14 protein-coding genes are annotated in these 13905 nt (G+C 70.8%); 7 read left to right on the forward strand and 7 right to left on the reverse strand.

All coding sequences use genetic code 11. From position 1 onward, the window contains the following. The first annotated feature begins 7 nt into the window (after window positions 1-7). Window positions 8-1576: a tannase/feruloyl esterase family alpha/beta hydrolase gene (locus tag BWI15_RS34850; RefSeq protein ID WP_077018737.1), complete on the forward strand. Its 1569-nt coding sequence runs from the start codon at window positions 8-10 to the stop codon at window positions 1574-1576. A gap of 46 nt (window positions 1577-1622) precedes the next feature. Here BWI15_RS34850 and BWI15_RS34855 read toward each other — a convergent pair whose 3' ends face one another. From BWI15_RS34855 to BWI15_RS34875, 5 genes are all read right to left on the reverse strand, one after another. Beyond that, complete coding sequence (locus tag BWI15_RS34855) at window positions 1623-2114, reverse strand: VTT domain-containing protein (protein WP_077019504.1); 492 nt, start codon at window positions 2112-2114, stop codon at window positions 1623-1625. 115 nt (window positions 2115-2229) lie between these two features. Beyond that, entirely contained in the window at window positions 2230-2850 is a 621-nt protein-coding gene (locus BWI15_RS34860) for a CDP-alcohol phosphatidyltransferase family protein (RefSeq protein WP_077018738.1), read from the reverse strand. Then, the gene (locus tag BWI15_RS34865; RefSeq protein WP_077018739.1) at window positions 2850-4181 is read right to left on the reverse strand and encodes an FtsX-like permease family protein; all 1332 of its coding nucleotides are present in this window, start codon (window positions 4179-4181) and stop codon (window positions 2850-2852) included. The genes BWI15_RS34860 and BWI15_RS34865 overlap by 1 nt, the downstream gene beginning before the upstream one ends. Next, the gene (locus BWI15_RS34870; RefSeq protein ID WP_077018740.1) at window positions 4178-4861 is read right to left on the reverse strand and encodes an ABC transporter ATP-binding protein; all 684 of its coding nucleotides are present in this window, start codon (window positions 4859-4861) and stop codon (window positions 4178-4180) included. Before BWI15_RS34870 ends, BWI15_RS34865 begins: the two co-directional genes overlap by 4 nt. After that, entirely contained in the window at window positions 4861-5382 is a 522-nt protein-coding gene (locus BWI15_RS34875; protein WP_077018741.1) for a PadR family transcriptional regulator, read from the reverse strand. Before BWI15_RS34875 ends, BWI15_RS34870 begins: the two co-directional genes overlap by 1 nt. A 138-nt stretch (window positions 5383-5520) precedes the next feature. On the opposite strand from BWI15_RS34875, the gene purS reads away from it, so the two are divergent. The 4 genes from purS to purL are packed head-to-tail and all read left to right on the forward strand — an operon-like array spanning window position 5521 to window position 10826. Beyond that, window positions 5521-5772, forward strand: coding sequence for a phosphoribosylformylglycinamidine synthase subunit PurS (purS, locus tag BWI15_RS34880; protein WP_077018742.1), 252 nt, complete (start codon window positions 5521-5523; stop codon window positions 5770-5772). Further along, window positions 5769-6440 carry a phosphoribosylformylglycinamidine synthase subunit PurQ gene (purQ, locus tag BWI15_RS34885; RefSeq protein WP_077018743.1) on the forward strand — a complete coding sequence of 224 codons (672 nt, stop codon included), beginning with the start codon at window positions 5769-5771 and terminating at the stop codon, window positions 6438-6440. The genes purS and purQ overlap by 4 nt, the downstream gene beginning before the upstream one ends. Window positions 6441-6454: 14 nt before the next feature. Continuing rightward, a complete protein-coding gene (locus tag BWI15_RS34890) occupies window positions 6455-8560 on the forward strand; it encodes a hypothetical protein (protein ID WP_237771587.1) in 2106 nt (701 codons plus the stop codon). A 4-nt stretch (window positions 8561-8564) separates the two neighbouring features. After that, entirely contained in the window at window positions 8565-10826 is a 2262-nt protein-coding gene (gene purL / locus BWI15_RS34895) for a phosphoribosylformylglycinamidine synthase subunit PurL (RefSeq protein ID WP_077018745.1), read from the forward strand. Between the two features lie 57 nt (window positions 10827-10883). Here the strand turns inward: purL and BWI15_RS34900 are convergent, their stop codons facing one another. Further along, entirely contained in the window at window positions 10884-11609 is a 726-nt protein-coding gene (locus tag BWI15_RS34900; RefSeq protein ID WP_077018746.1) for an SDR family oxidoreductase, read from the reverse strand. A gap of 83 nt (window positions 11610-11692) precedes the next feature. Here BWI15_RS34900 and BWI15_RS34905 point away from each other — a divergent pair, with 83 nt between their 5' ends. Together BWI15_RS34905 and BWI15_RS34910 are read left to right on the forward strand one after the other, a co-directional pair. Beyond that, window positions 11693-12562 carry a LysR family transcriptional regulator gene (locus BWI15_RS34905; protein WP_077018747.1) on the forward strand — a complete coding sequence of 290 codons (870 nt, stop codon included), beginning with the start codon at window positions 11693-11695 and terminating at the stop codon, window positions 12560-12562. Window positions 12563-12607: 45 nt separating this feature from the next. Then, window positions 12608-13297, forward strand: a complete 690-nt coding sequence (locus BWI15_RS34910; RefSeq protein ID WP_077018748.1) for a tyrosine-protein phosphatase — start codon at window positions 12608-12610, stop codon at window positions 13295-13297. Window positions 13298-13313: 16 nt separating this feature from the next. Here the strand turns inward: BWI15_RS34910 and BWI15_RS34915 are convergent, their stop codons facing one another. Then, window positions 13314-13889 (reverse strand): TetR/AcrR family transcriptional regulator, encoded by a 576-nt coding sequence (locus BWI15_RS34915; RefSeq protein ID WP_143466088.1) that lies wholly within the window; start codon window positions 13887-13889, stop codon window positions 13314-13316. Between the last annotated feature and the right edge of the window lie 16 nt (window positions 13890-13905).

Genomic DNA, 13905 nt, shown 5'->3' on the forward strand with positions numbered 1-13905 from the left:
CGACGTCATGAAACGACTTGTGATGATCCTGGCAGCGGTGGTCCCGCTGTCGGCGCTGGTGCCCGTCGCGGCCGGCTCGGCCACGCAGGCGGTCGCCGAGACCGCCCCGCAGGCCTGCTCCACCTTCGCGGTCCCGGCTCCGGCCGGCGCCCGCATCGAGTCCGTCGTGGCCGCGGACCAGGCGGCCGGCGACGTGACCTTCCCGGCCGCCCCGCCGTTCCCCGCGCCACAGCCGGTGCCGGGCGTGCCGGCCCACTGCGACGTCACGGTGACGCTGACCCACGGCACCGACCACGTGAAGGTCAAGGTCCTGCTGCCCACGCAGGACTGGAACAACCGGTTCCAGGCCGTCGGCGGTGGCGCGTACTACGCCGGCGACTTCACCACCAAGCTCTACGCGGGCGTGAAGAACGGCTACGCCGTCGCCACCACGGACGGCGGCCTCGGCCCGTCGCCGATCATCCCCAGCTGGGCGCTCACGTCGGCCGGCAGCGTCGACAAGACCCTGCTGACCAACTTCGCCTACCGCGCGCCGCACGAGCTGGCCCAGGTCGGCAAGGCGGTCACCCAGGCGTACTACGGCCGCGCCGCGGCGTACAACTACTGGAACGGCTGCTCGACCGGTGGCCGCCAGGGCTACTCCGAGGCGCAGCGGTACCCCGGCGACTTCGACGGCATTCTCGCGGCGTCCCCGGCGATCAACTGGGACCGCTGGGCGGTCGCCGCGGCCTGGCCCGCGGTCGTGATGAACGCCGAGAAGACCTACCCGACCAGCTGTGAGCTGGCCGCGTTCAACACCGCCGCTGTCGCCGCGTGCGACACCAACGACGGTGTTCGCGACGGCGTCATCGACGAGCCCGGCAAGTGCGACTTCGCGCCGGAGTCGCTGGTCGGCAAGACCGTGCTGTGCGAGGGGCAGCAGGTCACGATCTCGGCCGCAGACGCCCGTGTGGTCCGGCGGATCTGGGACGGCCCGCGCGGCCTCTGGTACGGGCTGAACCGGGGCGCGCCGTTCGGCGGCCTGGTCTCGGCCGGCACCACCGGCGGCTCGACCGGTGCGCCGTTCATCGTGGCCGACAGCTGGATCAAGTTCTGGCTGCAGCAGAACCCGCAGTACGACACCAAGATGATCGGGTACGCCGAGTTCGTGAAGCTGTTCCTGCAGTCGCGGGTCCAGTACAACCAGGTGATCGGCACCGACAACCCCGACCTGTCGGCGTTCAAACGGGCCGGCGGCAAGTTGCTCAGCTGGCACGGCGGCAACGACGAGCTGGTCTTCCAGCAGGGCACGGTCGACTACCGTAAGCGGGTCGAGCGCACCGTCGGCGGCGACGTGAACAGCTTCTACCGGCTGTTCCTCGCGCCGGGCGCGCAGCACTGCGGCGGTGGCGTCGGTCCGGCTCCGACCGATCCGCTGGCCGCGCTGGTGAGCTGGGTCGAGCAGGGCAAGGCGCCGAAGACGTTGCCTGCGGCAACCGCCGACGGCGCGACGCGCAACCTCTGCGCCTACCCGCTGACCGCCCGCTACACCGGCCAGGGCGACCCGAAGCAGGCAGCGAACTTCGTCTGCCGCTGATCCCCGGCGGCCCGTCCGCCGCCGGCCCCCCAGCTGGCTCTCGGCGTCAGAACAGACCGACGCCGAGAGCCAGCGTCACGAAGCGCGCCAGCCGTCCGGCCAGCACCGACAGGCTGAACGTCATCACTCCCATCCGGCTGGCGCCCGCGATCAGTGCCACGCCGTACAGCGGGGGAATCCCGACCGATGCGCTGAGCAACGTCACCGGGATGCCCCAGCGCCGGTCGCTCAACGCGTCCAGCAGCCGCTTGCTCAGATCGCGGTTCCACTGCACGAACCGTCCCCAGCGGCTGTCCAGGTCGACCGCCTTCGGCTCCTTGGTCTTCTTCTTCGCGGTGTAGCCCGGCCGGTACCGCACGGCCAGGAACATCGCCACCTTGCCGATCGTCTGCCCGACCGAGACCCCGACCGCCGCGACCACCGGGTCGAGCGCACCGGAGACCCCGACCCCCAGCACGTACGCCTCGGCGTTCATCACCGGTACGACGGCCGACCCGATCCCGAAGCCGACCGCCAGCACCAACTGCCACACCCACATGCCTCCGAGGCTAGACGTAACGATCAGACCGGTCACGGTCGCCAGCACCACCCCAGGGACGAACCAGGGACCCACCCCTCCGGGGTCCTGGCGCCCTTGACACCGTGCGTACCGGTCACAGGCCCACCGCCGGTACGGCGGGACGACGGCCGCGCAGGATCGCGACCAGCCGGGCGAGCGAGGCGACCTTGACCACGGCAGCCGCGCAGGCGACCACGTACGGGAACCAGAACAGGTGCAACTGGTGCCCGACGATCAGCGAGATCACGACCGCGCCGGTGTTGACCGCCTTGGCCGGCCGCGACCAGTTCCACCGGTAGATCAACTGGTCGACCTTGTAGAAGTAGTTCGGGCTGATCGTGTCCTTCCAGAGCAGGAACGACAGCGACAGCATCGTGTCCAGCACCCCGAACTGGACCAGGTAGATCGCCAGCGGCCCGATCGTCTCGGGGTACGTCGCCATGAACGCCGCCGCCAGCAGGAACGAGCAGGCCCGGTCGCACACGATGTCGAACACCGCGCCGGCGACGGTCTCCTCATCGCGGATCCGGGCCACCGCGCCGTCGAGCGAGTCGCCGAACCAGTAGACGACGTACCCGATGACCAGCAGTCTGAGATCGCCGGTGGCGAAGGCGAAGGTCGCGACCAGCATCGACACCACGGTCCGGACCAACGTGATCCGGTTCGGGATCCCGAGCAGGTGCGCCGGCGAGATGGCGACGTGAACAGTACTCATCAGGCGGCCCTCAGATTCTCGGGATCGAGTGCGTCCCGTAGCTGGTAACGCAAGAGGAATCCGGCCAGCGCCGCCCCGGCCGAGGCCACGGCCCAGCCGAGCACGAGCAGCACCAGTGCGGCGTACAGGGTGTTGATGGGGGTGTCGTCCTCGGTGAAGCCACCGACCAGCCGGGCCAGCCCCATGCACACCCCGGCGACGAGTCCGAGACACAAGGTGGGGCCGGCGGTGATCAGCAACTGGCGGCGGATCACGCGGCGGAGCAGAGCGGCGTCGACGCCGAGTGCGGTGAGCGAGGCGAACTGCCGTCGCTGGTCGACCAGTTGGTCGGCCACGCCGACGGTGAACGAGGCCAGCGAGATGGCGGCGATCAGCAGGATGCCGATCATGCTCAGCGCGAAGCCGGTGAGGTAGAACTCGCGATCGCTCCAGTCCGGCCGGTCGGTGGTGACACCGATCGCGGAGGCGACCAGGGCGCCGATCACGAAGCCGCAGCAGAACAGCAGCGACCCCATCCGGGCCGTGGCCCTGGCGTCCGCGACCAGCCGGGCCCCGGTCAGCAGGCTGACCGGGTCGTCCGAGCGCATCAGTTTTCGCCCGGCCTTCCGGCCCAGCCAGGGAAGGCTGTTCCACCACACTGTCCCCAGGCCGATGATGGTCGCCGCGGAGCCCACGTAGCCGAACAGTGGGGCCGACGCGAGACCCACCAGCAGCAGTACCGCTCCGACCATGACTCGCAGCCGCGCGGGAACGAGGACAGGTTGCTCGGTCGTGCTCCGCAGATCCCCGAGCAGGTAGCCGATCGAGGCCCCGCCCAGTGTGAGCAGCCCGACGATCACGAGCCAGACCAGCACGTCCCACGCGCTCAGGCCCGGGAACAGCCTCGCCATCCGCGGCAGCTGCCCGAAGACAGCTGTCAGCAGCACGTAGAGCGGTCCGGCCAGCAGTCCACCGACGAGCCCGACCAGACCGGCGTCAGCGACCGACAGGCGGCGTACCTGGCGCTCGGATGCGCCGGCGAGGCGGAGTGCGGCCAGGCGGCGTTCGCGGGCGGCGGTGCCGATCCGCAGCGCCTGGAACGCCAGACCGCCGGACAGCAACGCCAGGATGACCAGGATGGCGGCCAGCCCGGAGCGCAGGCCTATCTCGGCGATGTAGTTGCTGTAGACGCTGTTGTCGAGGTCGCCAGGTCCGATCCGGACGACCCCCACGGCGTTGATGACGAGCGCCCCGCTGAACGCCAGCGCCGCCGTGGCCAGCCTGACTCGGCTGCGGTCGGCCGGCGTACGGGTTCTGGCCAGGTGGAGGGTGGTGCTCAGCGGGAGGCTCATCGCAGCGTCACCTCGTGCTGGATCTTGCCGTCGCGGAGCCGGATCTCCCGGTCGGCGCTGGCGGCGAGCAGGTTGTCGTGCGTGACCATCACCAGCGCGGCGCCGCGGTCCCGGGTGGACTGCAGCAGCACCTTGAGCAGGTCCTGTCCGGCCTGGCTGTCGACGCTGCCGGTCGGCTCGTCCGCCAGTACGACGGACGGATCGGTGATCAGCGCCCGGGCGATAGCGGCCCGCTGGGTCTGCCCGCCGGACAGCTGAGCCGGTACGGCGTCGGCGTGGTCAGCGATGCCGACCCGGTCGAGCCACTGGACAGCGGCGGCCCGGGCGGGGTCGCGCCTGGCGCCACCGAGCAGCAGGGGCAGCGCCACGTTGTCGGCGAGCGAGAGGTCCGGCACGAGCTGGCCGAACTGCAGCACGATGCCGATCCGCGTCCGGCGCAGTGCGGAGCGGTCCTGCTCGGCCAGCGCGGACAGGTCCTGGCCGGTGACCCGGACCGTCCCGGCGTCGGGTTCGAGGATGCCGGCCGCGCAGTGCAGCAGCGTCGACTTCCCGCAGCCGCTGGCGCCGGTCACCGCGACCACCTCGCCCGGTGCGACCACGACGGTCACCCCGCGCAGTGCGACGTTGCGGCGGTAGGCGTACTCCAGACCGGTGAGTTCCAGGGCCGGCGTGAGCGTCATCAGCTGGACTCCTTGTCGTCGGTGAGGCGGTCCAGCGCGAGGTCGAGCCAGCGCAGGTCGGCGTCGAGATGGGTGACGAGGTAGGACCGGACCAGGTTCGTCGTCGGGTCGCCGGAGGCTGGTGGCAGCTCCTGCAGTTCGCGAATCCGGCGCAGGTGGCCGGCCCGTTGCCGGGCCAGGAACGAGGTCGCGTCGCCGCCGGTACGCAGCGCGGTGACCAGCTTGCGGATCATCTCGTCGGCCGTGCCCCAGGCGGGCGGGACCGGGTCGGCGAGCCAGTCGTCGAGGTGCTTGCGGCCCTTCTCGGTGATCGCGTACACGGTCCGGTCCGGTCCGCCGCCCGAGGTCTTCTCGGTCACCTCGACCAAGCCGTCGCGCTCCAGCCGCGCCAGCGTCGTGTAGACCTGCCCGAACGCCAGCGGCCGCCCGTCGGGGAACCACGCGTCGTGGCCCCGCTTGACGTCGTACCCGTGCGCCGGAGCGCGGGACAGCAGTCCCAGAACCAGCTCCGCGGTCGCCATGCCGGCGACTATACACTCAATGTATGTACTGAGTGAATAGCCGCCGGACGAGCGTGCGGTGGACCGCCGATGCGGGGACGCTGGGCCCAAGTCGGTAGGATTCGCCTCGTCACCCCGGATCGAAACCAGGAGTAGTCAGTGGCTCGCGTTGTCGTCGACGTCATGCTCAAGCCCGAGATCCTCGACCCGCAGGGCAAGGCGGTGCACGGCGCGTTCGGCCGGCTCGGCTTCGACGGCGTGGCCGACGTCCGTCAGGGCAAGCGCTTCGAGATCACCCTCGAGGGCGAGGCGACCGAGGAGCGGGTCGCCGAGATCCGCAAGGCCGCGGACACCCTGCTGGCCAACCCGGTGATCGAGGACTACACCCTGCACGTCGAGGCTGACCGATGAAGATCGGGGTCGTCACCTTCCCGGGCTCGCTGGACGACGCCGACGCCCGTCGCGCGGCCGCGGTGGCCGGCGCCGAGGCGGTCGCGCTGTGGCACGGCGACGCCGACCTGCACGGGGTCGACGCGGTGATCCTGCCCGGCGGTTTCTCCTACGGCGACTACCTGCGGGCCGGTGCGATCTCGCGGTTCGCGCCGGTGATGGAGACCGTGATCAAGAAGGCCGGCGAGGGCCTGCCCGTGCTCGGCATCTGCAACGGCTTCCAGGTGCTCTGCGAGGCCCACCTGCTGCCCGGCGCCCTGATCAAGAACCACGTGCGCAAGTTCGTCTGCAAGGACCAGCCGCTGCGGATCGAGAACAACCGCACCGCCTGGACCAGCGACTACGACGCGAACCACGAGATCACCATCGTGCTGAAGAACCAGGACGGTTCGTACGTCGCGGACGAGGCGACCCTGGACCGGCTCGAGGGCGAGGGCCGCGTGGTCGCCCGCTACCTCGGCCAGAACCCGAACGGCTCGTACCGCGACATCGCCGGGATCAGCAACGAGCGCGGCAACGTCGTCGGCCTGATGCCGCACCCCGAGCACTGCGTCGAGACCCTGACCGGTCCGAGCACGGACGGCCTGGGCTTCTTCACCTCGGTGCTGAAAGCCGTCGTCGCCTCCTGATGAGCCTCACCCGGGTGCGGCGCACTGTTGCCCGCACCCTGTTCCTGGCCGCGACCGGCGCGCTGTTCGCAGGCGCAGCCGGCCCGGCAGCGGCCCAGCCGCTTGCCGCCGCGGAGGCTCCGGCGCCTTCCTCTTCCTCGGCGCCTTCCGCGCCGCAGGCGCGGGAGGCGCCGGCGGCGAAGGTCGTGGTGATCGGCGTACCGGGCATCACCTGGTTCGACGTGCAGAACTCGCCGGAGCTGACCGCGCTGGTGGGTGAGGCGAACGTCGGGTCGATCACCGTGAAGACGGCCGGCCCGCACACCTGCCCGGTCGACGGCTGGCTCACCGTCGGTGCCGGGACCCGCGCGTGGGGCAGCGTTCCCGACGAGCCCTGCGGCGACCTGCCCGCGGTGGTCGGCGGCAGGATCCAGAACTGGCAGACCTACGTCGACCGGCAGGCCGAGCATCACACCGGCGCCCCGATCGGCCGGCTCGGTCAGGCCGGCTACCCGATCTGCGGCTTCGGGCCCGGCGCGGCGATCGCCCTGGCCCGCACCGACGGCACGGTCACCAACTGGCGTCCCACCTTCACCCCCGCGGCCCTCAGCGGCTGCTCGGACGCGATCGTCGACGCCGGGGCGATGCCGATCCGCGAAGGCCGGACCGAAGCGCGCGAGAAGGTCGCCGACCTGGTCTCCCAGGCGAAGGCGGCCGGCGCTTGGGTTGTGCTCGCCGGGATCAGCCAGGAAGTGGAGTGGGCCCACCAGGAACCTCTTGTGGCCCTCCAGCTCCCGCCCGACGGCGAGCCCCGCTGGCTGACCAGCGACTCCACCCGCCGCCCGGGGCTGATCCAGCTCACCGACCTCACCGCGACGATCCTGCGCGGCCGCCAGGCGGCGAACGTCGACCCGGCCGGCGAGCAGAAGGCCGGTCCGCTCGACGGCACCGCGATCACCGTGACCGGCGACGTGCACACCGACTCGGCCGCGGTGATCGAGGACCGGATGGACACCAACCAGCGCTTCAGGTACCCGCGCCCGATGCTGGTCGCCGTCTCGATGACGATCCTCGCGGCCGAGCTGATCGCGCTCGGCTGGTTCCTGAAGACCCGCAGCCGGCGGTCCCGCGGTGCGTTCACCTTCACGCTGCTCACCCAGGGCGGCTTCTTCGTCGCCGTCTTCCTCTCGACCGCGACCGTCTGGTGGCGCTGGCCCGCGCCGCCGCTCTCGCTGTACTTCGTCGTCCTGGGGATCAGCGCGTTGTTCGCCGGGCTGGCCAAAGTGCTGCTCGGCCGGTACGCGTACGTCGGGATCGCGCTCGCGGCGTACCTGATCCTGCTGGTGGACGGCGTCCTGGGGACGCCGCTGCAGTTCGGCAGCATGTTCACCGACGGGCCGGTGATCGGCGGCCGGTTCTACGGCTTCGGCAACTCGACTTTCGCGACCCTGGCCGTCGCGGCGCTGGTCGTGGCCGGCGTGGCCGCGCAGAAGCTGATCGACCGCAGCCGGGTCCAGGCGGCGCTCGCCGTCCTGGCGATCGGCGGCGCCGCGATCGTCGTCGACGGCCGGCCGGGCTGGGGCACCGACTTCGGCGGCATCATCGCGCTGACGCCGGCCGTCCTGCTGATGGCCTGGCTGACCTGGCGGGGCGGGATTTCGCTGCGCGCTCTGATCGGCATAGGCGTGGCCGGTGTGCTCGCCGTGTCCGCGGTCGCCTACCTGGACTACTTGCGGCCCGAGGACCAGCGCAGCCACTTCGGCACCTTCGTGGCGCGGCTGCTCGACGGTGACGTGGCGGACGTGCTGATCCGCAAGCTGGAGATGGCCGTGCAGTTCTTCTCCGGACCGGCCGGCTGGGCGATGCTGGTCGCGGTGATCCTCGCGATGCTCGCCACCGTGCTGCCCGACCGGGTGCCGTCGGCGGCGTACCGGGAGTTCTTCGCCAGCCGGCCGATGGTCCGGCCCACTTTGCTCGCATTGTCGACCTGCGGTCTGGTCGGCATGCTGCTCAACGACGCGGGCGTCGCCCTGCCCGCGATCATGACCGGCTTCGCCGTCCCGCTGCTGGTCGCCCATCTCGTGGCCTCGCCCCGGCCAGCTACCGTTTCTCCCGAGTCCCATCTAGTTCAGGAGCACTGAAATCGTGTCGACCGACACCGTGAGCAACGCCTCCAGTACGCCGGACGTCGAGCAGCCGTGGGCGGAGCTCGGCCTCAAGCCGGACGAGTACCAGCGGATCCGGGACATCCTCGACCGGCGGCCGACCAGCTGCGAGCTGGCGATGTACTCGGTGATGTGGAGCGAGCACTGCTCGTACAAGTCGTCCAAGGTGCACCTGAAGAAGTTCGGGGACATCCCGCAGGAGACCCCGGCGGGCAAGATGCTGGCCGGCATCGGCGAGAACGCCGGCGTGATCGACATCGGTGAGGGCTACGCGGTCACCTTCAAGGTCGAGTCGCACAACCACCCGTCGTACGTCGAGCCGTACCAGGGCGCGGCGACCGGGGTCGGCGGCATCGTGCGCGACATCCTGGCGATGGGCGCCCGGCCGGTCGCGGTGATGGACCCGCTGCGGTTCGGCCCGCTGGACGCGCCGGACACCAAGCGCGTGCTGCCGGGCATCGTGTCCGGCGTCGGCGGCTACGGCAACAGCCTCGGCCTGCCGAACATCGGCGGCGAGGTCGTGTTCGACTCGACGTACCTGGGCAACCCGCTGGTCAACGCGCTGTGCGTCGGCGTGATGAAGCACGAGGACCTGCACCTCGCGAACGCCACCGGCATCGGCAACCAGATCATCCTGTACGGCGCCAAGACCGGCGGCGACGGGATCGGCGGCGTCTCGGTGCTCGCGTCGGAGACCTTCGCCGAGGGCGGCCCGACCAAGCGCCCGGCGGTCCAGGTCGGCGACCCGTTCATGGAGAAGCTGCTGATCGAGTGCACGCTCGAGCTGTTCGCGGCCCGGCTGGTCGAGGGCATCCAGGACCTGGGCGGCGCGGGCCTGTCCTGCGCGACGTCGGAGCTGGCCAGCGCGGGCGACGGCGGCATGTACGTCTCGCTCGACAAGGTGCCGCTGCGGGATGCCTCGCTCGCTCCGGAAGAGATCCTGATGAGCGAGTCGCAGGAGCGGATGATGGCGGTCGTCACGCCGGACAACGTCGAGGCGTTCCTGAAGATCTGCGCGAAGTGGGACGTCCAGGCCGACGTGATCGGTGAGGTGACCGACACCGGCCGCCTGCAGATCGACTGGCACGGCGAGCGCGTCGTCGACGTACCGCCGCGCACCGTCGCGCACGAGGGCCCGGTCTACGAGCGCCCGTACGCGCGGCCGTCCTGGCAGGACGAGCTGCAGGCCGACGGCGCCGAGAAGTTGCCTCGGGCAACCACCGGCGAGGAGTTGCGGGACACGCTGCTCACGCTGATCGCCTCGCCGAACCTGTGCGACAAGTCGTGGGTCACCGACCAGTACGACCGGTACGTGCTCGGCAACTCGGTGCTCGCGCAGCCCGAGGACAGCGGCATGATCCGGGTCGACGAGACCAGCGGCCTGGGCGTCGCGGTCTCCACCGACTGCAACGGCCGCTTCGCCAAGCTCGACCCGTACACCGGCGCGAAGCTGGCGCTGGCCGAGTCGTACCGCAACGTCGCGACCACCGGCGCCCGGCCGGCCGCGGTCACCGACTGCCTGAACTTCGGCTCGCCCGAGGACCCGGCGGTGATGTGGCAGTTCTCCGAGGCGATCCGTGGACTGGTCGACGGCTGCATCGAGCTGGGCATCCCGGTGACCGGCGGCAACGTCTCGTTCTACAACCAGACCGGCGAGACCCCGATCCTGCCGACGCCGGTCGTCGGCGTACTGGGGGTCATCGACGATGTCACCCGGCGGACGCCGATCGGCTTCACCGCCGAGATGGAAGGCCACCAGCTCTACCTGCTGGGCGAGACCGACGAGGAGCTGTCCGGCTCCGAGTGGGCGCACGTCGTGCACGGTCACCTCGGTGGCCGCCCGCCGGCGGTCGACCTGGCCGCCGAGCAGCAGTTGGCCGACATCCTGATCAACGCCTCCCGCGACGGCCTGATCGACGCGGCCCACGACGTCAGCGACGGCGGCGTCGCCCAGACGCTCGTCGAGTCAGCCCTCCGCGGCGGCGTCGGCGCCCGGGTCTGGGCTCCGGACGGCCTCGACCCGTTCCTGTTCCTCTTCGCCGAGTCGGCCGGCCGCGCGGTCGTCGCCGTCCCGCGCACCGAAGAGGTCCGCTTCACCGACATGTGCACCGCACGCCGCTTCCCGCACGCCAAGATCGGCGTCATCACCGGCGACACGCTGGATGTGCAGGACCAGTTCGAGATCCCGCTGGCCGAGCTGCAGGCGACCTGGAGTGCGACGCTCCCGGCCGCTCTGGGCTGACGGCGAGCAGGAGCATGAGTTGGGCCCTGGCCGATGCCGGCCAGGGCCCAACGCTTGTCACCAGGGGATGACGCCCTCGTCGTCGAAGAAGCCGCCGCGAGGGCCGTCGTCGGGCAGAGTGGCCAGCCGGATCGCGATCGCGGCGCCCTGCTCAGGGGCGCGGGAGCCGCTGAAGCCGGTGAAGTCGGTGGCGACGTAGCCGGGGCAGGCGGCGTTCACGATGACGTTGGTGTCGGCGAGCCGCCGGGCGTACTGGACGGTGATGCTGTTGAGCATCGACTTCGACGGTGCGTACGCGGCCATCACCGGGCCGGTCCGCAAGGTCAGCGAACCCATGTTGCTCGACATGTTGACGATGCGCGGCGAGGTCGCGCGGCGCAGCAGCGGCAGCATCGCGTTCGTCACCCGGACGACCCCGAACACGTTCGTGTCCAGGACGGTGCGGACGACGTCGAGGTCGAGCGTCGTCGGGTCCTGCACGGTGCCGTCGGTCCGGCCGGAGATCCCGGCGTTGTTGACCAGTACGTCGAGCCGTCCCGCCGTCTGCTCGATGGTGGCGGCCGCCGTGGCGACGCTGTCCTCGGACGTGACGTCGAGCTCGACCACGAACGCGTCGACGTCCGCGGCGCGCAGCCGCTCGACCGCCTCCTCGCCCCTGGCCTTGTCCCGCGCGCCCACCGCGACCATGAAGCCGCTCGCTCCCAGCCCCTGGGCGATGGCGAAACCGATTCCCTTGTTGGCGCCGGTGACCAGCGCGATCTTCGTGTCGTTCACGCGCTCCATGCTCGGCGCGCCGCGCGTTCGCTGTCCAAGACCGGTTCGGCACTTGCTGATGCCCTTCAGGTATCAGCAAGTACTCTGCGCTCGTGGACGATCTCGAGACCCGCGAGCTTCGCTACTTCGTCGCGGTCGCCGAGGAACTGCACTTCGGCCGCGCCGCCGACCGGCTCGGGATCGCCCAGCCGGCGCTGTCCCGGGCGATCCGCCAGCTGGAGCATCGGCTCGGCGTCCAGCTGCTCGACCGTGACCGGCGTGGCGCGGCGCTCACCGACGCCGGCCGGGTGTTGCTCCGCGAAGCGGGCGCGGCCCTCGACGCGGTCGCGGCCGCCGCGCGCCGTACCCGACGTGCCGGTGACGAGAAGCGGCCGCTGATGCTGGTCACGAAGGCCGGAGCGTCTCACGAGCTGCTGCAACGACTCCTCGTCGCGCACGCGAGCGCACCCGATGCGGCGCCGGTCGAGGTCGTCCTGTGCGAGGTCGGCGAGCAGGCGCGGTTCCTGCGCGACGGGCGCGCCGACGTCGCCATCATGCACCGGCCGTACGACGATCTCGCCGGGTTCGACACCGAGGACCTGTACGTCGAAGGCCAGGTCGCGCTGCTTCCCGCCGGGCATCCGCTCGCGGCACGCGATCAGCTCACGCTGGCGGAGGTCCGCGACGTACCGGGCCTGCCGATCGCGCGCTGGCCCCAGCTCGACGGGACCTACCCGGACGGGCCCGGTCCCGAGGTGCACACCCAGTCCCAGCTCGCTCAGCTCGTCGCGCTCGGCAAGACGCTGCTCGTCATCCCCGCGTCGAGCCGTGCCTGGCAGTGGCCCGATCACGTCGCCGTACCCGTCGTGGACGCGCCGGAGGTCACCACGGTGATCGCCTGGCCGCCGAGCGGCTACTCACCGGCGGTCGCATCGCTCGTCCGGTCAGCGGCTGGGCTTCACCGCGTCGCGCCGACAAGCTGACCACCGGGACAGCTTCTGAAGACCTTCGTCTGCTTGGGTAGGTGCATGCGTGAGCTGAAGTGGGACGGAGTCGTCAATGCCCGAGACCTCGGCGGACTGCCGGCATCCGGTGGGACGATCCAGTACGGGCGGGTCTACCGGTCGGCTCACCCGGACGCCCTGACCGAGCAGGGTCGGGAAGCCTTGGCGGAGGCGGGAGTCAAGACCGTCGTCGACCTGCGCAACGCCGACGAGCGCCTTGGCGTGCAGGTGATCGACGGAGTGACGGTCCACCACCAGCCGGTCGAGGACCAGGCCGATGCGGCGTTCATGGCCGAGTGGGGTGAGCGGCTGAACAGTCCGGCGTACTACAGCGCCGTACTGCATCGCTGGCCTGGCTTCGTCACCAGCGTCTTCGCCCGGATCGCGGACGCCCCACCCGGCGGCGTCTTGATCCACTGCCGAGCAGGCTGCGACCGCACCGGCATGATCGTCGCGATGCTGCTCACCCTCGCCGCTACGCCGGTGGCCGACATCCTCGACGACTACGAACTCGCTGTCCGCACCTACGCCGAACACGGCGACGACCAGGCCCCGGCGGACCAGACCCTCGACCAGCACTGTGCCCAGGCCTGCGCCGAACTGGTGGGGTTTCTCGGCTCGGTGGACGTGGCCGGGTTCCTCACCGCCAGTGGGCTGAGTTTCGAACAGCTGGACCGGCTGAGAGAGCGGTTGGTCGCAGCAGACTTCGCATGACGTAGGGAGCTGCCGGTCAGGTGAAGATGCCGGCCGTCGCCACCCGCACCCGGTTGCGTGCGGTTCGCTCGTCGTCGCCGAAGCGGTCCACACCCCAGGACAGCGCGAGGGCCAGCTCGTACACCTCATCGGCGGTGACGGTGTCGACCGCGTCGCCTACGGCCTTCGCCGCGTCGAGCAGGACGCCGGTCTGCTCTTGCAGGGTGTTGCACGTGGTGTTCACGGACGAGTCCGGCTGCTCCCGGGCGGTGGCGACGCAGTACGGCAGGTCGTGCCAGATGCGCAGTTGCCAGGTCAGTCGCATCAGCCACTCGGCCAGGGCCTCACGCGGACTGCGGGTGCGGGCCAGCTCGTCCGCCTCAACCAGTGCCGCCTCGATGCTGGTCTGCATGACCGCGGCGAGCAGCTCGTCCCGGGTCGGGAAGTTCCGGTAGAGCGTCGCGTTGCCCACCCCCGCCCGCAGGGCAATGCCGTCGAGCGAGGCGAGCACGCCTTCTTCCTCGAACTTCTCGCGCGCTGCGGTCAGGATCGCGTCCCGGTTGCGTTGGGCGTCGGCCCGCAGCGGGCGCGACGCCTTGGCGGCGGCAGTCACCAGATCGCTCCCTTGC

The organism is Kribbella sp. ALI-6-A (genome assembly GCF_001984195.1).
GTDB lineage: Bacteria > Actinomycetota > Actinomycetes > Propionibacteriales > Kribbellaceae > Kribbella.

Excerpts from the sequence above, each read along its gene's own strand:
- BWI15_RS34850 (WP_077018737.1), top strand. The coding sequence starts at position 8 with ATGAAACGACTTGTGATGATCCTGGCAGCGGTGGTCCCGCTGTCGGCG.
- BWI15_RS34855 (WP_077019504.1), bottom strand. The coding sequence starts at position 2,114 with ATGTGGGTGTGGCAGTTGGTGCTGGCGGTCGGCTTCGGGATCGGGTCG.
- BWI15_RS34860 (WP_077018738.1), bottom strand. The coding sequence starts at position 2,850 with ATGAGTACTGTTCACGTCGCCATCTCGCCGGCGCACCTGCTCGGGATC.
- BWI15_RS34865 (WP_077018739.1), bottom strand. The coding sequence starts at position 4,181 with ATGAGCCTCCCGCTGAGCACCACCCTCCACCTGGCCAGAACCCGTACG.
- BWI15_RS34870 (WP_077018740.1), bottom strand. The coding sequence starts at position 4,861 with ATGACGCTCACGCCGGCCCTGGAACTCACCGGTCTGGAGTACGCCTAC.
- BWI15_RS34875 (WP_077018741.1), bottom strand. The coding sequence starts at position 5,382 with ATGGCGACCGCGGAGCTGGTTCTGGGACTGCTGTCCCGCGCTCCGGCG.
- purQ (WP_077018743.1), top strand. The coding sequence starts at position 5,769 with ATGAAGATCGGGGTCGTCACCTTCCCGGGCTCGCTGGACGACGCCGAC.
- BWI15_RS34900 (WP_077018746.1), bottom strand. The coding sequence starts at position 11,609 with ATGGAGCGCGTGAACGACACGAAGATCGCGCTGGTCACCGGCGCCAAC.
- BWI15_RS34910 (WP_077018748.1), top strand. The coding sequence starts at position 12,608 with ATGCGTGAGCTGAAGTGGGACGGAGTCGTCAATGCCCGAGACCTCGGC.